The sequence below is a fragment of the Methylophilus sp. UBA6697 genome, assembly GCF_002454655.1.
Classification (GTDB): Bacteria; Pseudomonadota; Gammaproteobacteria; order Burkholderiales; family Methylophilaceae; genus Methylophilus.
On sequence record NZ_DKJH01000003.1, the window covers coordinates 189,269 to 208,636 of the forward strand.

A 19,368-nucleotide genomic window follows, 5' to 3' on the forward strand; every position below is an offset into this window, starting at 1 on the left:
ATGTTACTCACAAGCCTGCTGCGTCGGCAAGTCTGATTTTGTTGTTTTCAGGGTAGGCGTTTTGGTCGCTTGCGTTTAAAATAGCGCCGCGGTCCTCGTGGTGAAACAGGATATCACCAGCCCCTCCTAAGGGCTAGTTTCAGGTTCGAGTCCTGACGGGGACGCCAGCGATGCTGATAAAACAGTTAAGTGCTTGAAAGCAATTGATTTAAGCGCTATAATTTTGGATTGACTTTCATGTCAATTAACTTGCATGCAATCACATTGGGTGCCTTTAATCGGGTGTTTTTGATTGCATGTTAATGAATAACCCTTTGAATGGAAAGACTAAAATCATGTCTGTGACTATGCGTCAAATGCTGGAGGCCGGTGTTCACTTTGGCCACCAAACTCGTTACTGGAACCCGAAAATGGCTGAGTTCATCTTCGGTGATCGTAACAAAATTCATATCGTAAACCTGGAAAAAACACTGCCACTGTTTGAAGAAGCACAAAAATACGTGCGCACACTGGCAGCAAACAAGGGTCGTATTCTGTTCGTGGGCACCAAGCGTCAAGCCCGTGACATCGTCAAAGAAGAAGCGCAGCGCGCTGGTTGTGCTTACGTTAACCACCGCTGGTTGGGTGGTATGCTGACTAACTTCAAAACAGTAAAACAGTCTATCAAGCGCCTGAACGACTTCGAAGCCATGATCCAAGACGGCAGCATCGACAAGTTCGGTAAAAAAGAAGCCTTGGGCATCAAGCGCGAAATCGAAAAGCTGGAGCGTTCTATCGGCGGTATCCAGGAAATGGGCGGCTTGCCAGATGCGATTTTCGTGATCGACGTTGGTCATGAAAGCGGCGCGATTACTGAAGCACGCAAACTGGGTATTCCAGTGATCGGTATCGTGGATACTAACAACTCTCCAGACGGCATCACTTACGTGATCCCTGGTAACGATGACTCCTCACGTGCGATTCGTTTGTATGCACGTGGCATGGCAGATGCGGTATTGGAAGGTCGCGCAAACGCGATTTCTGAAATCGTAAAAGCTGCTCAGGAAGAAACTGCACCAGCAGCTGAGGCTGTTGCCGAGTAATTTCGGATGGCTTGAAAAGGGGGGCGCATCGCCCCTTTTTCTATTGTGCTGAGTTTATTGGTGTTGAGTGTGTGATGTCGCAATCTGTCTGTCACACAGTCTTGATACACTGAAAAGAATATTGACTGCGACGGCCTTGTGCGTAAACAAGCGCGTCGTTGAATAACAGAGTCGTTGAATAAAAGGAGCAATAAATGGCTGAAATTACCGCAAGCATGGTGAAAGACTTACGTGAGCGCACCGATGCCCCGATGATGGACTGTAAAAAAGCGTTGACCGAAGCTGAAGGCGACATGGCCCGTGCAGAAGAAATTCTGCGTGTGCGTTTTGGTAACAAAGCCAGCAAAGCTGCTGGTCGCGTTGCAGCTGAAGGTACTGTAGGCATCAGCATTTCTGCTGATGGCAAACTGGGTACATTGATTGAAGTCAACTCTGAAACTGACTTCTGTGCCAAGAACGAAGAATTCCTGAAGTTTGTAGGCGATCTGGCACAAACTGTGAACGAAAATAACCCGGCTGATATTGAAGCCGTAGGTGCACTGCCACTGCGTGGCGAGACTGCTGAAGCTGTTCGCGCTCAACTGGTTGGTAAAATCGGCGAAAACATCACGCCACGCCGTTTTGTTCGCACGCCAGCACAAGGCCAGTTGTTTAGCTATGTACACGGTAGCAAAATCGGTGTGTTGCTGGACCTGGTTGGTGGCGATGAAGCATTAGGTAAAGATATCGCTATGCACATTGCTGCAGCTAAACCAAAATCACTGGATGCCACTGGTGTGGATGCTGCGCTGATCGACGCTGAGCGCCGTGTTGCGATTGAAAAAGCCAAAGAAGCAGGCAAGCCAGAAGCTATGCTGGAAAAAATCGCTGAAGGTACTGTGCAGAAGTTCCTGAAAGAAGTGACTTTGTTGAGCCAGGCTTTTGTTAAGGATGACAAACTGAGCATCGAGCAATTGCTGAAATCCAAAGGTGCAAGCGTGGCTTCGTTCAGCATGTACGTGGTCGGTGAAGGCATTGAAAAAGCAGTGGTTGATTACGCTGCTGAAGTGGCTGCTGCTGCTAAAGTCTAATTGACTTTTTAAAGCGGTATCCCAAAAAGTGGAATCCCAGGATTCCACTTTTTTTATGCCCAAAACGGGCGCAAGACGCCAAAGAAAGCGCGTTTTGTGATTAAATAAGCACATTTTGAGTTTGGGAAAATAATCATGGCACAACCTGCTTTCAAGCGCATATTGCTCAAGTTGTCTGGTGAGGCGCTGATGGGTGATGATGCCTATGGCATTAATCGCGAAACAGTGACGGCCATCGTGGCGCAAGTCAAAGAAGTCGTCAGCATGGGCGTGCAAGTAGGCATCGTCATCGGTGGCGGCAATATTTTCCGTGGTGTGGCCCCCGCAGCTGAAGGTATGGACAGGGCAACTGCCGATTACATGGGCATGCTGGCCACGGTGATGAACGCCATGGCTTTGCAAGATGCCATGAAGCACGCTGGTGTGGCTGCGCGCGTACAAAGTGCGTTGAATATTGAAGCCGTGGCTGAGCCTTATATCCGTGGCAAAGCGATTCGTTACCTGGAAGAGGGTAAAGTGGTGATTTTTGGTGCCGGCACCGGTAACCCGTTTTTTACTACCGATACTGCGGCAGCTTTGCGCGGTGTAGAAATTGATGCGGAAATCGTATTGAAAGCGACCAAGGTAGACGGTATTTACACGGCGGACCCGAAAAAAGACCCGACGGCGACACGCTATGATATCGTCTCTTATGATGAGGCGATCAACAAGAACTTAAAAGTCATGGATGCCACGGCATTTACGCTGTGCCGTGACCAGAAAATGCCGATTGCGGTGTTCAGCATCTTTAAAGAAGGTGCATTGAAACGCGTGATTTTGGGCGAAAATGAAGGAACGCGTGTCATGGCTTAAGCCTGGCATGAAGATTGGAGAGTAACGATGGTTGAAGAAATTAAAAAATCTGCTGAGCAGAAAATGCATAGATCACTGGAAGCATTGAAAACCGATCTGGCGAAAATCCGTACAGGCCGTGCCCATACCGGTTTGCTGGATCACGTGATGGTGGAATATTACGGCTCTATGGTGACCGTTAGCCAGGTGGCCAACATCAATCTGGGCGATGCGCGTACACTGAACGTGCAGCCTTACGAAAAAAACATGATTGCCAAAGTTGAGAAAGCAATCCGTGACTGTGACCTGGGTTTGAACCCAGCCACCAATGGTGATTTGATCCGCGTGCCTATGCCAATACTGACTGAAGAGCGCCGCCGTGATTTGACCAAAATTGTGCGCTCCGAAGGTGAGGGTGCAAAGGTGGCGATCCGTAACGTGCGTCGCGATGCTAACGATGCCTTGAAAAAGTTGATCAAGGATAAAGCGATTTCTGAAGATGATGAGCGTCGTGCACAAGACGAAGTTCAGAAAATGACCGACAAGGCCGTGGCCGAAGTCGACAAAATTTTGCAGCAAAAAGAAACAGATTTGATGGCGGTTTAACCGCGATCAGGGAATCAGGGATCGATTTGGGTTTATTTTCCAGTTCTACCAAGCAAGTTCCGCCTATTCAGGAAGTGCCGCAACATGTTGCGGTGATTATGGATGGCAACGGACGTTGGGCAAAAAAGCGTTTTTTACCCCGCGTGGCTGGTCATCAGCGTGGCCTGGAGTCTGTACGTGCGCTGGTGAAAGCCTGTGTCCGTCTCGATATCAAATACCTGACCCTGTTTGCTTTCAGTAGTGAAAACTGGCGTCGACCGCCGGATGAAGTGACTTTTTTGATGAGCCTGTTTCTGGAGGCGCTGGATAGGGAAGTCAGGAAATTGCATGAGGCCAATGTGATTTTAAAGCTCATTGGCGACCGCAGCCCGTTTAATCATGCTCTGCAGCAAAAAATGCTGGAGGCTGAGCAGCAAACGGCCAGCAATACCGGTCTGACACTGACGATTGCCGTCAACTACGGCGGCCGTTGGGATGTGGTGCATGCGGTGAATCAGTTGCTGGCTGACAAGGGTAACGTGACTGCCATCAGCGAAGCAGACCTGGCGCCTTATTTATCCATGCCTTATGCCCCTGAACCTGATTTGTTTATCCGTACCGGCGGCGAAACTCGCATCAGTAACTTTCTGCTGTGGCAACTGGCTTATACCGAACTGTATTTTACCCCTACCTTGTGGCCGGACTTTGACGATGCGGCATTTGAGGCTGCATTGACTTCGTACCATCAACGCGAAAGACGTTTTGGCCGCACCAGTGAACAGCTGACTTCCGATAGCGGTACCCCTTAATAAACTATGTTAAAAACCAGAATCATTACCGCAATTGTATTGCTGGGCTTGTTTTTGCCAGCGCTGTTTTGCTTGCCACTCATGGGATGGGCAGCGGTGATGCTGGCGCTGACGCTGGTTTGCTTGCGTGAATGGGCGGGCTTCTTGCAACTCAGTGTGGCACAAACGCGTGTTTTCCTGGTTGTGTCTGCTGTGACTGGCGTAGGGTTGCTATATTTATTACACCAATTTGGCTTTCACTGGTTTTTTTATCGCGCGTTGCAAGTGTTTGTTGCGGCCAGTGTGTTTTGGCTATTGGTCGTGCCTGTTGCGCTGTTTTTTAATGACTTTTTCAAACACAAAGCGCTCAACCTGTTGTTGGGCTGGGGTTTGATGATGTCATTGTGGATGGCCTTGGTCACCGCCAAGGAAGTGAATCCCTATGTGTTGCTGGTGATTATTTCCACCATCTGGCTCGCAGACAGTGCGGCTTATTTTGCCGGTAAGCAGTTCGGGCGACACAAATTGGCACCTGCCATTAGCCCCGGCAAGACCTGGGAGGGTGTGGCTGGCGCATTGCTGGCTGTGGCTGCCTATGCCGCTGGCTTGAAAATCACCGGTGCCGTTGCGACCTGGTGGGTGTTGCCAGGGTTGTGGGTGGTGACCATCGCCGGTATTTATGGCGACCTGTTTGAATCCTTTTTTAAACGTCGCGCCAATCTTAAGGATAGTGGCCAATTCTTGCCCGGACATGGTGGCTTGCTTGATCGCGTCGATGGCGTGATTCCGGCGTTGCCTATTGGCATGTGCCTGCTGTTCTGGTTTCATTACTGGCAACAGTCTTATTCGTTTTAAGAGGTTATTTTGCAATACGTCACCATACTCGGCAGCACCGGTACCATCGGTCAGCAGACACTGGATGTGATTTCACAACATCCTGGCCGCTATGGCGTGTTTGCGCTTACGGCCCATAGCAATGTGGAGGCCATGCTGCAGCAATGTGCGCAATATCAGCCGCGTTATGCCGTGATGCAGGATTCCGAAGCTGCCCGTTTGTTACAGCAACGAGTGCAGGCCGAGCAGCTCAACATAGAAGTGTTGGCCGGGGTAGAAGGCCTGACAGCAGTGGCTGCACATGCCGAGGTGGGCATTGTGATGGCGGCGATTGTTGGTGCCGCAGGCTTGTTGCCTGCGCTAGCCGCGGCGAAAGCGGGCAAAAAGATTTTGCTGGCGAATAAAGAAACCCTGGTGATGGCTGGCCAATTGTTTATGGATGCGGTCAAACAAGGGCAAGCCACCTTGTTGCCGATTGATAGCGAGCATAATGCCATCTTTCAGGTCATGCCAAGGCAAGCTTACAGCGACTTGCGTGATGTCGGCGTTAACCGGATTATCCTTACGGCATCCGGTGGCCCTTTCCGTGGCTACACGCAGGCGCAACTGCAGGGCGTGACACCTGCCTTGGCGCTTAAACATCCGAATTGGGTGATGGGGGCAAAAATCACCGTAGATTCATCTACGCTGATGAACAAAGGGCTGGAAGTGATTGAGGCGCACTGGCTGTTTGATGCGCGTCCCGAGCAGATCGAAGTCGTGGTGCATCCGCAAAGTGTGATTCACTCCATGGTGTCTTATGTCGATGGCAGCATTCTGGCGCAATTGGGTAACCCTGATATGCGTACGCCGATTGCCTATGGTCTGGCATATCCTGAGCGCATTGCCTCCGGTGTGAAACCGCTGAGTTTGATAGAAGTGGCCAAGCTGGAGTTTGAGGCGCCTGATACCCAGCGTTTTCCATGTCTGCGATTAGCCTATGACGCATTGGCCGCAGGCGGCACGGCGCCCGCTATCCTCAACGCGGCCAACGAAGTGGCGGTGGCTGCCTTCTTGCGTGAGCAGATTCAATATCTGGACATTCCACGTTTGCTGGAAATGACTTTGCAGCAATTGCCTGCTGAGCAGGTGCAATCGATTGAGCAATTGCTGGCCATTGATGCAGAAGCCAGAGCGTTTGTGACACAAGCGATTGCCAATATGACTACTGCCCCAGTGCGCAAGGCCGTCAGCGTATGACCTCCATCTGGGCGTTTATCGTTGCCATTGGTGTGTTAGTCACCATTCATGAGTTTGGCCATTACCTGGCAGCACGCAGCTGTGGCGTGCGAGTGCTTAAATTTTCTATTGGCTTTGGCAAGCCTATCTTCAAATATCAGGCACATGCGCAAGCCACCGAGTGGGTATTGTCGTGGATTCCACTGGGCGGCTACGTCAAAATGCTGGATAGTCGCGAGACGGATGTGGAACATGTGCCTGGCACTGACTGGTCGCAAGCGTTTGACAAGCAGTCGATCGCCGCGAAAATGTGGATCGTATTTGCTGGCCCGTTAGCCAACCTTTTGCTGGCATTTGTCTGCTATTGGGGCTTGATTGCCCAGGGGGAAATTGGACTCAAACCCTATATTGGCCCGGTAGAGCAGGGCTCATTAGCGGCAGTTGCCAAATTGCGCCAAGGCGACCTCATCGTCGCGCTGGATGGTAAGCCAGTCGCCACCTGGCAGGAGGCACAATGGCAGTTGCTGGAAAGCTGGATGGTGCATAAACCGGTGGCGGTAGTCACCAGAACGCCACAAGGTGAAGTGCATCAGCAGGTATTGCCGCTGAACCAGCTCGCTGGCGAGCCGGATGGTGACGTGATGCAAAAAGCCGGGCTAGCAGTATTAATGCCAGTGGTGCCAGCGGTGATTGGCGACATTATGGCAGACTCAGTTGCCGAGCAAAGTGGCTTGCAAGCTGGTGATCGTATCCTCAAAGTCAATCAGAAACCGATTGCAGACTGGCAACAATTTGTAAAACTGGTACGCGCCAGCCCGGCGCAGCCGTTGAAGGTCGAGTATCAGCGTGGGGATAGCCTGTTGCAGGTGAAGTTATTACCCGAGGCTATACAGCAAGGCGGGCAAAAAATCGGCCGTCTGGGGGCTGCCGTCAATATGGATGCCGTTGATTTGACGCCTTATCAGGTGATTCGCCAGTACAGTGCCTCACAAGCAGCCATGCGCGCACTGGACAAAATGCAGGAAACCATCGCATTTACCTTGAAAATGCTGGGCAAAATGGTCACTGGTCAGGCGTCACTCAAAGCCATTAGCGGGCCGGTGAGCATCGCCGATGCCGCGGGCGAGTCGGCCGGGATGGGGCTCAAGCCCTATATAGGATTTATTGCTTTACTGAGTATCAGTATTGCCGTCATGAATCTGCTACCGATTCCAGTATTGGATGGCGGTCATTTGTTGTATCATATGGCGGAATTGATACGAGGAGAACCATTACCTGACAAGGTGTTGGCGATTGGGCAGCGTCTGGGTTTAGGTATTTTAGGGGCATTGATGGTGATTGCATTTTTTAATGACATCAATCGTTACCTGATAGGTTGAAAGCATAGTTAATGAGAATAAAATCCAGTTCCAAATTGTGGTTGTGTTTATTGGCGGGGGTGATGCACGTCAGCGCGTATGCCGCAGAGCCTTTTGTGATTACCGATATCCGTGTCGAAGGCCTGCAGCGCACCGAACCCGGGACCGTATTTAATTACCTACCCATGCAGGTAGGCGATGTCATGAGTGACGAAAAAGCCGCGCAGGCGATTAAATCCCTGTATGCGACTGGTTTTTTTAAAGATGTGCGTATCGAAAATGAAGGCGATGTGCTGGTCGTGACCGTGCAGGAGCGTCCTTCTGTCACGCAAATTGACTTTAGTGGTAATAAATCCTTCCAGACAGACAAAATCAAGGACGGCCTGAAGCAAATCGGTATCGCAGAAGGCCAGATTTTCGATAAATCCCAACTTGACAGAGCCGAGCAGGAAATCAAGCGCCAATACCTGTCACAAGGTAAATACAGCGCGGAAGTAAAAGCAACGGCAAGTCCGTTAGAGCGTAACCGTGTGGCGATTCGCTTTGAAATTACCGAAGGTCCGGCCGCCAAGATCCGTGACATCAATATTGTCGGTAACCATTTGTTTAAAACAGAAGATTTGCGCGCCAACTTTTTGCTGACCACACCGAACTGGATGAGCTGGTGGAATAAAGATGACCAGTATTCCAAGCAAAAACTGACGGCTGACCTGGAAGCTTTACGCTCGTTTTATATGAATCAGGGCTATCTGGAGTTTTCGATTGATTCGACACAAGTGTCAATCTCGCCTGATAAACGTGATGTGTATATCAATATAAACCTCACAGAAGGTGAAAAATACAATATCAGCAAAACCAAATTGGCTGGCGATATGTTGCTGCCGGAAGAGGACTTGCGCAAGCTGATCAATATCCAGGATGGCGAAGTGTTTAGTCGCCAGAAGGTGACAGATGCCAGCAAAAACATGAATGACAAGCTGGGTGAAGAGGGTTACGCCTTTGCTAACGTGAACGCAGTGCCTGAAATCAACAAGCTGGAGCATACGGTTGCATTTACTTTCTTCGTTGACCCAGGCCGTAAAGTCTATGTCAGACGGATTAACGTGCAAGGTAATACGCGTACACGAGATGCCGTGGTCCGCCGCGAAATGCGTCAATTGGAGTCGGCCTGGTATGCTGGCGATAAGATCAAACGTTCTAAAGAGCGTATTCAGCGCTTGAACTTCTTTGATACGGTTGAGCTGGAAACGCCGGGCGTTCCAGGCATCAATGATCAGGTGGACATGAATGTGACCGTGGCCGAAAAAGCCACTGGTAGCGTGCAGTTTGGTGCCGGTTTATCGAGTAGTGATGGCGTGGTGCTTGGTTTTAACATTAACCAGCCTAACTTCCTGGGCACGGGTAATCGCGTGGCCTTGCAAGTGAATACCAGCAGCTACAATACGGTTTATTCACTGTCTTATACTGACCCTTATTACACGCCAGATGGTATCAGCCGTGGCTTCGATATTTATCGCCGTGACGTCGATACCAGCCGCAGAAACTCCAGTACATTGAATGTGGGTACCTATAACAGCCAGTCTTACGGGGTTGGTGTACGTTTTGGTATGCCAATGTCCGAAATGGACTTTATCAGTGCGGGCTTAACGCTGGACTTTACCGATGTTGAGCTGTCTGCCAGCAGCCCAATTCAATACCTGAACTTCTGCGGTAATAACAATGGTTGTAGCAGTAACTCCATCGTGTTTAACGCAGGCTGGACGTATGACTCGCGTGACAATATCCTGTTCCCGCGTCGTGGTGTTTTGCAACGTCTGTCCGGAGATGTGTCTATTCCAGGGTTGGATTTGCAATATTACAAAGTCAGCTATCAACATAGTTGGTACAAAGACTTAGGTAAAGACTTCACGCTGATGCTGAACGGTGAAGCGGGTTATGCTGACAGTTATGGTGGCAAGAACTATCCGTTCTTCAAGAACTTCTATGCCGGCGGCGTGAACAGCGTACGCGGCTTCCTGAACTCCTCCTTGGGTCCGCGTCAAATCAACCCAAGCACAGGTTCAGACTTTGCCGTGGGTGGTACCAAGCGCTTCGTTGGTAACGTTGAGTTGTTTATGCCGGTGCCATTTGTGTCGCAATCCAACCAGTTCAGGCTGAGTGCATTTGTCGATGGCGGTGGTGTTTATGGTAAAGATGATTCAATTAATTCTGAATACTTGAGATTCTCGACCGGTGTGGGCGTGACCTGGGTGTCTCCATTCGGACCATTGAAGCTGGTACTGGCCAAACCGTTGAACGATAAGAGTGGTGATGACACACAAATGTTGCAATTCCAGTTCGGTCAGCAATTCTAATGTTTGAACAGCATCAGGTTGTGACAAGGCAGGCTCGGAAGGGAGTGATCGCATGAGAAGGATTCTGGTAGGGTTGCTGGGCCTCTTGCTGTGCTGCGGCCAGGCGATGGCTGCTGATTTCAAGGTTGGTTATGTACAGGTAGATAAACTGTTGCAGGAAGCGCCGCAAACAGCTGAAACTGGCAAAAAGCTGGAAAAAGAGTTTAGCCCGCGCTCACTGGAGCTGGACAAGTTGCAAAAGCAAATTCGCGACCTGGAATCCCAGTTGGATCATGACCGGGCCAATATCGTTGAGTCTGACCGTCGTCAAAAAGAGCGACAGTTAAATAACCTGCGTCTTGAATTTCAGAGCAAGCAGCGTGAATTGCGTGAGGATATTAACCTGCGCAAAAATGAAGAGCTGGCTTTATTGCAGGAACGTATTAACAAGGCGGTGCAAACGGTTTCCGAAAGCGAAGGCTATGACCTGGTCGCTTACAGCGGCGTGGCATATGCCAGCAAACGCATCGATATTACAGATAAAGTCCTTAAATTGCTGGGTAAAAAATAACCAGCGATCATCGTTCTCAAGTTATTCTCAAGGGTAGTACTTCACTATGGCGCAACACTTTACATTACAAGAGATTGTTGCGTCTCTGGGTGGACAGGTTGATATCGGCACGCATACCGATGCAGCAACGTTAAAGGTGTCTCGCCTGGCCTCTCTGGCGCAAGCGCAGTCTGGTGCGATTGCGTTTTTTAATGACACCAAATACACGCAATCATTGCAGGCCACGCAAGCAGCGGCGGTGATCCTGCGGCCAGAGCATCGTCACTTGACGATGTTGCCATGTATCCTCACTGATAATCCGTATGCATACTTTGCCAAGCTATCCGCATTGATGAATCCTCCGCGGCAGTATGTGAATCATGTGCATGCCAGCGCTGCGATTGGTTTTGATACCCATTTGCCGTCAGAGTTGACGGTAGATGCCATGGCGAGCATCGGCGATCGCGTGAAGTTAGGGCGTGATGTGCGCATTGGCGCCGGTTGCGTGATTGAAGATGATGTCACCATTGGTGCACATACCGTGCTCGAGCCACGTGTTGTTGTCAAACATGGCACTGTTATTGGCAGCCATTGCCATTTGTTTTCCGGCTGCGTCATTGGTAATGATGGTTTTGGTTATGCGGAAGAGCAGGGCCAATGGGTTAAAATACCGCAAATTGGTCGCGTGGTCATCGGCGATCATGTCGATATCGGTGCTAATACGACGGTGGATCGTGGTGCACTGGATGATACGGTGATCGAAGACGGTGTGAAGTTGGACAATTTGATACAGGTCGCCCATAATGTTCGTATTGGCGCGCATACTGTGATTGCGGGCTGCGTTGGTATTGCGGGTAGTGCCGTGATCGGCGCATATTGCAAAATTGGCGGGGCGGCCATGATACTGGGTCATTTGCACATCGTTGATGGTGTGACTATCTCACCCGGCTCCATGATTATGCGCTCGATACAGCAGGCCGGCACTTATACGGCGCTGATGCCATTTCAGAAGCATGAAGACTGGCTACGGACGGCCGCAAACATCCGCCATTTGGAACAACACAACCTCAAGCTCAAGCAGCTTGAGCAAGCAATAAGCAACATACAAAAACATTCGGAAGATTGAGAGAATTTATGGCTGAAAACACAATGAATAGCATGGATATTCATGAGATTTTGGAACACCTGCCGCACCGCTATCCATTTGTGCTGGTTGACCGTGTATTGTCGATGGAGCTGGGTAAAGAGATTACTGCTGTTAAAAACGTTTCGGTCAACGAACCATATTTCCCTGGTCATTTCCCATATCACCCAGTGATGCCAGGCGTGTTGATTGTTGAAGCCATGGCACAAGCCGCTGCTTTACTCTCTTTTAAAACAATGGGCACCAAGCCTACCAGTGATTCTGTGTACTATTTTGCTGGTATTGATAGTGCTCGCTTTAAAAAACCGGTTTCCCCTGGAGATCAGATTATTTTGAACGTCAAAATTGATCGTATCTTAAAAGGTATTTGGAAATATAGCGCCGTTGCCAAGGTTGGTGACGAAGTGGTCGCTGAAGCCAATATGATGTGTATCCTGAAAGCCATTGAAAAATAACCATAGATGCGCCTGCCCTTAAAGGCGGGCCATACACGTAAACATGCAAAGCCTGATTCATCCTACCGCATTGATTGACCCTAAAGCTGAGCTGGATAGCTCAGTAGAGGTGGGTCCCTATACCACGATTGGTGCGGGTGTCCGCATTGATGCAGGCACCAAGATTGCCGGGCATGTGGTGATTGAAGGGCCAACCACCATCGGCAAACATAATGAAATTTTCCAGTTTTCTTCACTAGGCGCGAAGCCTCAGGATAAGAAATTCAAAGACGAGCCAACCTTGCTGGAAATCGGCGACCACAATACCATCCGTGAGTTTTGTACCTTTAACCGTGGCACGGTGCAGGACAAAGGCACCACCAAAGTTGGCAGCCATAACTGGATTATGGCCTATGTGCACATCGCCCATGATTGTATCGTCGGTAACCATACTATTTTGGCCAATAACTCATCGCTGGCCGGGCACGTGACCATTTACGATCACGCGATATTGGGTGGCTTCACGCTGATTCACCAGTTCTGCCAGATCGGCGAACATATTATTACTGCGGTTGGTTCTGTGGTGTTTAAAGACATTCCGCCTTACGTGACTGCCGCTGGTTATGATGCCGCGCCGCATGGTATCAATGCAGAAGGCCTCAAACGTCGTGGCTTCAGTGCTGAGAGCATTCAGCAAATCAAACGCGCCTATAAGGTGCTATACCGTCAGGGACTGTCATTTGAAGAGGCCAAGATTGCATTGGCTGAGATGGAAAAATCCTGCCCTGAAATCGGCCTCATGACTCGATTTCTCGCGCAAACAACGCGCGGCATTGTACGTTAATTCAAAGAAACTATGGCTAAGATTGCAATGGTGGCGGGAGAGGCCTCCGGAGACTTGCTGGGCTATCACCTCATTCAGGAGCTGAAATCACTGCATCCTGAGGTTGAGATTTTTGGCATTGCTGGTCCTAAAATGATGGGCCTGGGTGCCAAATCATTATTTCCGATAGAACGCCTGTCAGTACGTGGTTATCTCGAGGTGCTCAGGCATCTGTGGGGCTTGTTAAAGCTGCGCAAGCAGTTGTACAAGCATATCCTGAAAGAGCGGCCGGATGTGTTTATTGGCATTGATGCGCCGGACTTCAATTTCTGGTTAGAGCGTAAGCTCAAAGCCAAAGGCATCGCGACCATCCATTACGTCAGCCCTTCGATCTGGGCCTGGCGCCAAAACCGCATCCATAAAATCAAACGCGCTGTTTCACACATGCTGGCGCTGTTCCCGTTTGAGCCTGCGCTGTATCAGCAGGTTGGTGTGCCTGTGACGTATATCGGCCACCCTTTGGCGGATGCTTTGCCCATGGAGCCAGATGTTGGCCAGGCCAGGGAAAAGCTCAAATTGAAGAAAAATCACGTGGTGATTGCCATGTTGCCAGGCAGTCGCCAGTCTGAGGTGAATTTTCATGCTGAGTTATTGCTGGAAACCGCCATTGTGTTTGATCGCTTAATGCGTGAGAACGGGCAGCAGGTTCAGTTTCTGGTGCCGCTGGTGACGCGCGAAACGCGTGACATTTTTACTAGTGCCTGGCACCAGCTATTAACGCAAAAACCTGATACTGCCATAGACCTGCAAATTATGTTTGGCCATGCGCATGATGCGATGACCGCGGCAGATGCCGTGTTAGTGGCCTCAGGCACGGCCACGCTGGAAGCGGCTTTGCTGAAAAAGCCCATGGTGATCACCTACAAAATGTCTAATATGAGCTGGCAGTTGCTTAAACGCATGCGCTTGCAGCCTTATGTTGGCCTGCCCAATATTTTAGCTGGCGAATTTATCGTACCTGAGTTGTTGCAAAAAGAAGCGACGCCAGAAGGTGTCGCACAGACACTCTACAATTTACTGGCAGATAAAACCGGTCTCGCTGTGTTGCAGGAAAAATACCGCCATATTCATGCACAACTCAAACAAAACAGTGCGCAGAAAGCTGCCGCTGTCGTCAAACAATTTTTACAGGCTTGATGCTGATGCAACGATTGTGTGGCATTGATGAAGCTGGTAGGGGGCCGTTGGCCGGTGCGGTGTATGCGGCGGCGGTGATCCTCAACCCGGAACGGCCGATTGCTGGCCTGGCAGATTCAAAAAAACTGTCTGAAGCCAAGCGTGATGCGTTGGCGATTGAGATTAAGGCACATGCACTGGCCTGGGGCATTGCCAGCGTCAGTGCGCAGGAAATTGATGAGATCAATATTCTGCAAGCCAGCCTGCTGGCCATGCAGCGCGCCTATCAGGCGATGGTGGCGCAGTTCGGGGTGCATGCAACACTCATTCAGGTTGACGGTAATCGCAGCCCGAAATTTGAGTTACCTTGTGAAGCGATTGTCAAAGGCGATAGTAAAGTCGCTGAAATTTCTGCCGCCTCTATCCTCGCTAAAACGGCCAGGGATGCTTCCTTGCTGGTGCTGGATGCCCAGTATCCACAATACGGTTTTGCGCAACATAAGGGTTATCCCACGGCCTTGCATCTGGCGCGATTGGCGCAACATGGCATCACGCCGGAACATAGGCGTAGCTACGGTCCGGTTAAAAAACTCCTAGCGTAACTTGGGCGGTTTTGCCCAGGTTCCTGCATCAACTGATTCACGCGCTTGTTCTGGCGTATTCTCGTCGGTAATCCAGTGTTTAAATTTCTCTGGCGATGATCGCGCGCATTGTGCGAGCACGCTCTTTATGCCCATTGACTTTTAAATGTTAATAAAAGTTAATAATATTATGTTATTGTATTTATCAGCATCATATTTTGAGTGTGGATATATTACTTTAACCTGATTGAGAGAGCCTGATTATGTATGACAATCCATTGACACCGGCGCTATCTGATTTAATGAAAGCCTGCCAGAAATTTAAAACCACAGAATCCAAGGTGTTGGCCGTCCATTTAAACAAGTCACCGGCCACCGTGCGCACCGAGTTTCAGCGCGCCATGGCACTGATGAACGTCAACTCACGCTATGCAGCACTTAAAACTGCTGAGGAAAATGGTTGGCTGGAAGTATCGTCAAAAAAGCATTAAATCATTTTAATTGCATCTATTTTCTTAGAAAATGTATGCAATTGCAGTATGGTCTTCTTTCGTTCAGTTGCGTAATTTGAATGCTTCAAATGTATTCAATGACAACCTGACTGAGGATAAAGCACCATGCAAAATCAACCATTTAAACGCCAAGTCGTTTCCGCTGAACTAAGCAAATTGCGGAGTCATTTTCAAACCCTGATTGTAGGCAATGCTAATTACTTTGGTCATTTGCCGGGCGCTGGCTTTCCCAAAGCGGTGCAAAAAATACAAGGCAATACCCACTATGAGAATCTGGGTTGTCTGGGATTGCAGCCGCAATTTAACCTACTCAAAGCCATTGTTTATATCAACCAGGACAGTGGTTACTCAGGCAGTTTGTGTTCGGCAGGCTCACAAGAATATATCAGGTTTTATTTATCATTTGACGATGGGTCCACCTGGGTTGATCAGGGGCTGACCAGCTTAAATGTCCATGATGTGAAGCATGAAGGTCGCTTGGAGTATGCGGTAGAGATGCCGGTGGATATCAAGCGCTATTCATGCAAAAAAGCAAATCAGCTCCTGGCACGCGCCATTTTGTCCTGGGGGGTTGCGCCGCCTGCCAATACCCCACATTACACACCAGTGTGGGGCAATGTGGTGAATGCACATATCCTGGCCCAGCCTGTGCAAAGCCTGCTGCTTAAAGATGTGATTGATAGTGCAATCTTGAAAGACGTGAGTGAATTGATCGATCTGGATCTGAAAATTCCCACCGCCGTATTGCCTGTCAATTATGTTGCCCTGGAGCAAAGCTATCAAGAGGCGCAGTTAGCCCCACATCGGTTGGCTTATCCTTTAGTGCAAACATTGATGGCGCAGCCTGCCCAACTCAGTGCTTTGCAGGCGCAGGTAAAACACTCGTTTGGTCCGTTGAAGTTTGATTGGTCTAAAGTCGTAGAGAGCATTGCTAATACCGATGGCAATATCGATTTTGAAGAGCTTAATTGTATTGGCCTGCAACCCAGAGCAACGCTGGACCATTTGGTTGGCGTGTTAAAAGTCAAGAAATCACAGGGCTATTCAGGCAACTTGTGTACCAAGGGCAGCCAGGAGTATGTGCGTTTTTACCTCGATTTTGGCGCGGGCTGGCAAGACATGGGCCTCACTTCGGTGCAGGTGCATGATATCAATAGCTTGCCGAAAGATGGCTTTAACTATGCGGTGTTTCTACCTGTCGATTTGAGTCAATATAAAAAACCCTGCAAGCAGGGGCCCGTTTACGCCAAAATGCGCGCGATCCTTTCCTGGAGCTCACCGCCACCCGCCAATACACCAGACTATAAGCCTGTGTGGGGCAATACTGAAAACACCACCGTCATGTTAACACCGGGCATGATTGACCAAAGCTGGAAGCCGGCCCCGATGATTACGGCGGTTTGTGGGCAAAGTATTGCCGACATTCATCCGACGACGGGGACATTGACCAACGCCGCATTCAGCGATGCACCGTTTGGCAACAGTCTCTGGATTAGCGGCCATATCGGGAATGCCCCAGATGCGAGTAGTGGGGTAGCCAAGCTCAAGTACCGCTTGAACTACAGCACGGATGGTATTACCTTTAAACCGGTTGCTAACGCATTCAAACTGGCGTTGGAGCAGTTAAGTGGTGGTACCTGGACCTTCCCGGCACCCGTCACGCAAGCACCGCTGGCAGATGGCTATATTGAGTACCAGGAGGACTTGGTTGCGCCGCTACAAACCTTTGTCAATCTGGATATTCTAGGCGTTTTGCACACGGCAGGCGATGCCAGCCCTTACCGCTGGCTGCAGATGGAAGTCGTGGATCCTTTAAATCCGGCGACCACTTATTTATCGAATACGATTAAGGTTCGGGTGGATAACGCCGCCCCGACCGCCAGCATTACCATGGATCAAGGGCCTTGTTCTGATATTAAAGTCGGTGATGCCATTACGGGTAGCTATAGCGCGGCAGACGATTTTCTGGGGAGCGTTTCGATTGCGATTCTTGGTAATCCGGGTGGAGTGTTAACTAAAATACCCGTTGTTCTCACATCAAGCAATGAGTCTGGCACCTGGCGTTTAGAAACCACCGGCATGACCAAGTGTGGTTACGTCGTGCAGTTGACCAGTTCAGATCGCGCCCTGATTGGCTACGCCAGTGGTACCGCGTATTACACGGGGGGCGGGCATCAATTCCAGCCAACGGCCATTGGTTTCTGCTTAAGGTAACCCTCATTGACGGTAATTGTCTGGCGGGGCCAGGCAATCAAACAAAAAGCCGCTCAATGAGCGGCTTTTACCTGTTTGGCTTGAATGCTAACGGCTTATTCAATCAACTGTGCTGTTTTGCCTGCTTTACCATTCATGGCATCTGCATCTGGCAGCGGCTCTTTACGTGCCGTAATTGTTGGCCAAACGGTAGAGAGGCGCGCATTGAGTTCAATAAAGTGCTGCTGGTCTGCAGGCACGTCATCTTCAGAGAAAATGGCTTCTGCCGGGCACTCAGCGACGCACAGGGTGCAGTCAATGCATTCATCCGGGTTAATCGCCAGGAAGTTCGGGCCTTCAACAAAGCAATCTACCGGGCAAACATCTACGCAGTCGGTATATTTGCACTGAATACAATTTTCGGTTACTACATAAGTCATGTTTTAAATCCTTTGCCGGCTATGTCAGCCAAAACGATATTTTATTGCAATTTAGCCAACTTGACGATGTGTTGGCTTGTCTTTCCTCACCCTGGTGGTGGATCAGACAGTGGTGGATTAGACAATCATGCCAGCGCCAACGGTGTTGTTGCTGCTTTCGTCAATAATAATAAAGGCACCCGTGGCGCGGTTTTTGTCGTAGCTGTCGACCATCAGTGGCTGTGCCAGTTTAAAGCTGACACGGGCGATATCATTCATTTTGAGGTCTGTCGCAGTTTGCTGCTCCAATGTGTTCACATCCACCTTGTATTGAATACTGCCAATTTTGGCTTTAGATTCACGTGTGGTATGACGCACGATGTAAGTACGGGCAGGGGATAGCGGTGTTTCAGACAGCCAGCATACATGTGCTTCAATTTGTTTGACAGCTTCTGTTGTTTCGCTGGTTTTAACGATCATGTCGCCGCGTGAGGTGTCAATTTCGTCTTCCAGCAACAGGGTGATGCTTTGCTCAGTTTGTGCACTTTGCAGTTGCTCATTACCCAGTTGAATGGCTTTTACTTTTGATTGGTAACCGTTTGGCAACACAGTCACGGCATCACCGACGGTAATCGCGCCAGATTCCACGCGGCCCATAAAACCACGGAAGTCATGTAGTTCAGGATTGGCGGAATCATGCGGACGGCAGACAAACTGCACCGGGAAACGGAAGGCTTCGTTCTGTTCGCTATGTGCCGCTGGCGCCGCTTCGAGAATGTCGATCAAAGTCTCACCCTGGTACCAGTTCATATTGTCCAAACGGTCTACCAGCATGTCGCCATTGAGGGCAGACATCGGCATGAACTTGATATCGCGCGCTTGTGCCAGGCCAATTTCGGTGGCAAAAGCAATATAGTCTGCCTTGATTTTTTCATAGACGGCCTGATCGTAATTTACCAGGTCCATTTTGTTCACCGCTACGACGATATGTGGAATACCCACCAGGTGCGCCAGGTAGCTGTGGCGACGTGTTTGCGTCAGCACGCCTTTACGCGCATCAATCAGGATAATCGCCAGATTAGCCGTAGACGCAGCAGTCACCATGTTGCGTGTATATTGTTCATGACCAGGCGCATCGGCAATGATGTATTTACGCGTGCCGGTACTGAAATAGCGATAAGCAACGTCGATGGTGATGCCTTGCTCACGCTCGGCTTGCAGGCCATCTGTCAGCAGGGACAGGTCGACCGCTTCCATGCCGCGCTTTTGTGAAGTGCGTTCAATATTGTTCAGCGTGTCTGCCAGAATGGTTTTGGTGTCGTATAGCAGACGGCCGATCAGCGTGCTTTTGCCATCATCGACAGAGCCGCAGGTCATAAAACGGAGTAATGAATCGTTGTGTGTCGTCATGATTGTCATGTCTTTATTAAGCCACAG

The 19,368-nt window shown here is 49.8% G+C and carries 19 protein-coding genes and 1 tRNA gene; 18 read left to right on the plus strand and 2 right to left on the minus strand.

Annotation, left to right across the window (positions count from 1 at the left end; all coding sequences use genetic code 11):
* Positions 1 to 91: 91 nt before the first annotated feature.
* The 18 genes from B3355_RS02230 to B3355_RS02315 all read left to right on the plus strand — a co-directional run bounded on the left by B3355_RS02230 (position 92) and on the right by B3355_RS02315 (position 17,533).
* Positions 92 to 167 (plus strand) — tRNA-Arg (locus B3355_RS02230).
* 168 nt (positions 168 to 335) lie between these two features.
* Entirely contained in the window at positions 336 to 1,082 is a 747-nt protein-coding gene (rpsB, locus tag B3355_RS02235) for a 30S ribosomal protein S2 (RefSeq protein ID WP_019881869.1), read from the plus strand.
* 194 nt (positions 1,083 to 1,276) lie between these two features.
* Entirely contained in the window at positions 1,277 to 2,152 is an 876-nt protein-coding gene (tsf, locus tag B3355_RS02240) for a translation elongation factor Ts (protein ID WP_292779786.1), read from the plus strand.
* Between the two features lie 135 nt (positions 2,153 to 2,287).
* A complete protein-coding gene (pyrH, locus tag B3355_RS02245) occupies positions 2,288 to 3,004 on the plus strand; it encodes a UMP kinase (protein WP_019881871.1) in 717 nt (238 codons plus the stop codon).
* Between the two features lie 27 nt (positions 3,005 to 3,031).
* Positions 3,032 to 3,589, plus strand: coding sequence for a ribosome recycling factor (frr, locus tag B3355_RS02250; RefSeq protein WP_292779789.1), 558 nt, complete (start codon positions 3,032 to 3,034; stop codon positions 3,587 to 3,589).
* 26 nt (positions 3,590 to 3,615) lie between these two features.
* Positions 3,616 to 4,377 (plus strand): isoprenyl transferase, encoded by a 762-nt coding sequence (locus tag B3355_RS02255; protein ID WP_292779791.1) that lies wholly within the window; start codon positions 3,616 to 3,618, stop codon positions 4,375 to 4,377.
* Between the two features lie 6 nt (positions 4,378 to 4,383).
* Positions 4,384 to 5,211, plus strand: a complete 828-nt coding sequence (locus tag B3355_RS02260; protein WP_292779793.1) for a phosphatidate cytidylyltransferase — start codon at positions 4,384 to 4,386, stop codon at positions 5,209 to 5,211.
* Between the two features lie 9 nt (positions 5,212 to 5,220).
* Positions 5,221 to 6,429, plus strand: a complete 1,209-nt coding sequence (ispC, locus tag B3355_RS02265) for a 1-deoxy-D-xylulose-5-phosphate reductoisomerase (protein ID WP_292779795.1) — start codon at positions 5,221 to 5,223, stop codon at positions 6,427 to 6,429.
* Positions 6,426 to 7,787 (plus strand): RIP metalloprotease RseP, encoded by a 1,362-nt coding sequence (gene rseP, locus B3355_RS02270; protein WP_292779797.1) that lies wholly within the window; start codon positions 6,426 to 6,428, stop codon positions 7,785 to 7,787. Before ispC ends, rseP begins: the two co-directional genes overlap by 4 nt.
* 62 nt (positions 7,788 to 7,849) lie before the next feature.
* Positions 7,850 to 10,120 carry an outer membrane protein assembly factor BamA gene (gene bamA / locus B3355_RS02275; protein WP_019881877.1) on the plus strand — a complete coding sequence of 757 codons (2,271 nt, stop codon included), beginning with the start codon at positions 7,850 to 7,852 and terminating at the stop codon, positions 10,118 to 10,120.
* A 52-nt stretch (positions 10,121 to 10,172) separates the two neighbouring features.
* Positions 10,173 to 10,670 carry an OmpH family outer membrane protein gene (locus tag B3355_RS02280; RefSeq protein WP_024929810.1) on the plus strand — a complete coding sequence of 166 codons (498 nt, stop codon included), beginning with the start codon at positions 10,173 to 10,175 and terminating at the stop codon, positions 10,668 to 10,670.
* Between the two features lie 46 nt (positions 10,671 to 10,716).
* On the plus strand, positions 10,717 to 11,775 hold the full coding sequence (gene lpxD, locus B3355_RS02285; RefSeq protein WP_292779800.1) for a UDP-3-O-(3-hydroxymyristoyl)glucosamine N-acyltransferase: 1,059 nt from the start codon (positions 10,717 to 10,719) through the stop codon (positions 11,773 to 11,775).
* 8 nt (positions 11,776 to 11,783) lie between these two features.
* A complete protein-coding gene (gene fabZ / locus B3355_RS02290) occupies positions 11,784 to 12,248 on the plus strand; it encodes a 3-hydroxyacyl-ACP dehydratase FabZ (protein ID WP_019881880.1) in 465 nt (154 codons plus the stop codon).
* A gap of 43 nt (positions 12,249 to 12,291) precedes the next feature.
* Positions 12,292 to 13,071, plus strand: coding sequence for an acyl-ACP--UDP-N-acetylglucosamine O-acyltransferase (gene lpxA, locus B3355_RS02295; protein ID WP_019881882.1), 780 nt, complete (start codon positions 12,292 to 12,294; stop codon positions 13,069 to 13,071).
* A gap of 12 nt (positions 13,072 to 13,083) precedes the next feature.
* A complete protein-coding gene (gene lpxB / locus B3355_RS02300; protein WP_292779803.1) occupies positions 13,084 to 14,247 on the plus strand; it encodes a lipid-A-disaccharide synthase in 1,164 nt (387 codons plus the stop codon).
* Positions 14,247 to 14,828, plus strand: coding sequence for a ribonuclease HII (gene rnhB / locus B3355_RS02305; protein ID WP_292779805.1), 582 nt, complete (start codon positions 14,247 to 14,249; stop codon positions 14,826 to 14,828). Before lpxB ends, rnhB begins: the two co-directional genes overlap by 1 nt.
* Before the next feature lie 242 nt (positions 14,829 to 15,070).
* Positions 15,071 to 15,298: a response regulator transcription factor gene (locus B3355_RS02310; RefSeq protein ID WP_019881886.1), complete on the plus strand. Its 228-nt coding sequence runs from the start codon at positions 15,071 to 15,073 to the stop codon at positions 15,296 to 15,298.
* 126 nt (positions 15,299 to 15,424) lie between these two features.
* Complete coding sequence (locus B3355_RS02315) at positions 15,425 to 17,533, plus strand: hypothetical protein (protein WP_292779807.1); 2,109 nt, start codon at positions 15,425 to 15,427, stop codon at positions 17,531 to 17,533.
* 95 nt (positions 17,534 to 17,628) lie between these two features.
* On the opposite strand, the gene fdxA is transcribed toward B3355_RS02315, so the two are convergent.
* Together fdxA and cysN are read right to left on the minus strand one after the other, a co-directional pair.
* Positions 17,629 to 17,952, minus strand: coding sequence for a ferredoxin FdxA (fdxA, locus tag B3355_RS02320; RefSeq protein ID WP_019881888.1), 324 nt, complete (start codon positions 17,950 to 17,952; stop codon positions 17,629 to 17,631).
* A gap of 117 nt (positions 17,953 to 18,069) precedes the next feature.
* Positions 18,070 to 19,350, minus strand: a complete 1,281-nt coding sequence (gene cysN, locus B3355_RS02325; protein ID WP_051089055.1) for a sulfate adenylyltransferase subunit CysN — start codon at positions 19,348 to 19,350, stop codon at positions 18,070 to 18,072.
* Positions 19,351 to 19,368: the final 18 nt, after the last annotated feature.

Excerpts from the sequence above, each read along its gene's own strand:
- rnhB (WP_292779805.1), top strand. The coding sequence starts at position 14,247 with ATGCTGATGCAACGATTGTGTGGCATTGATGAAGCTGGTAGGGGGCCG.
- fdxA (WP_019881888.1), bottom strand. The coding sequence starts at position 17,952 with ATGACTTATGTAGTAACCGAAAATTGTATTCAGTGCAAATATACCGAC.
- fabZ (WP_019881880.1), top strand. The coding sequence starts at position 11,784 with ATGGCTGAAAACACAATGAATAGCATGGATATTCATGAGATTTTGGAA.
- B3355_RS02280 (WP_024929810.1), top strand. The coding sequence starts at position 10,173 with ATGAGAAGGATTCTGGTAGGGTTGCTGGGCCTCTTGCTGTGCTGCGGC.
- B3355_RS02315 (WP_292779807.1), top strand. The coding sequence starts at position 15,425 with ATGCAAAATCAACCATTTAAACGCCAAGTCGTTTCCGCTGAACTAAGC.
- frr (WP_292779789.1), top strand. The coding sequence starts at position 3,032 with ATGGTTGAAGAAATTAAAAAATCTGCTGAGCAGAAAATGCATAGATCA.
- rseP (WP_292779797.1), top strand. The coding sequence starts at position 6,426 with ATGACCTCCATCTGGGCGTTTATCGTTGCCATTGGTGTGTTAGTCACC.
- bamA (WP_019881877.1), top strand. The coding sequence starts at position 7,850 with ATGCACGTCAGCGCGTATGCCGCAGAGCCTTTTGTGATTACCGATATC.
- lpxD (WP_292779800.1), top strand. The coding sequence starts at position 10,717 with ATGGCGCAACACTTTACATTACAAGAGATTGTTGCGTCTCTGGGTGGA.
- tsf (WP_292779786.1), top strand. The coding sequence starts at position 1,277 with ATGGCTGAAATTACCGCAAGCATGGTGAAAGACTTACGTGAGCGCACC.
- lpxB (WP_292779803.1), top strand. The coding sequence starts at position 13,084 with ATGGCTAAGATTGCAATGGTGGCGGGAGAGGCCTCCGGAGACTTGCTG.
- pyrH (WP_019881871.1), top strand. The coding sequence starts at position 2,288 with ATGGCACAACCTGCTTTCAAGCGCATATTGCTCAAGTTGTCTGGTGAG.
- B3355_RS02260 (WP_292779793.1), top strand. The coding sequence starts at position 4,384 with ATGTTAAAAACCAGAATCATTACCGCAATTGTATTGCTGGGCTTGTTT.
- lpxA (WP_019881882.1), top strand. The coding sequence starts at position 12,292 with ATGCAAAGCCTGATTCATCCTACCGCATTGATTGACCCTAAAGCTGAG.
- B3355_RS02310 (WP_019881886.1), top strand. The coding sequence starts at position 15,071 with ATGTATGACAATCCATTGACACCGGCGCTATCTGATTTAATGAAAGCC.
- rpsB (WP_019881869.1), top strand. The coding sequence starts at position 336 with ATGTCTGTGACTATGCGTCAAATGCTGGAGGCCGGTGTTCACTTTGGC.
- cysN (WP_051089055.1), bottom strand. The coding sequence starts at position 19,350 with ATGACAATCATGACGACACACAACGATTCATTACTCCGTTTTATGACC.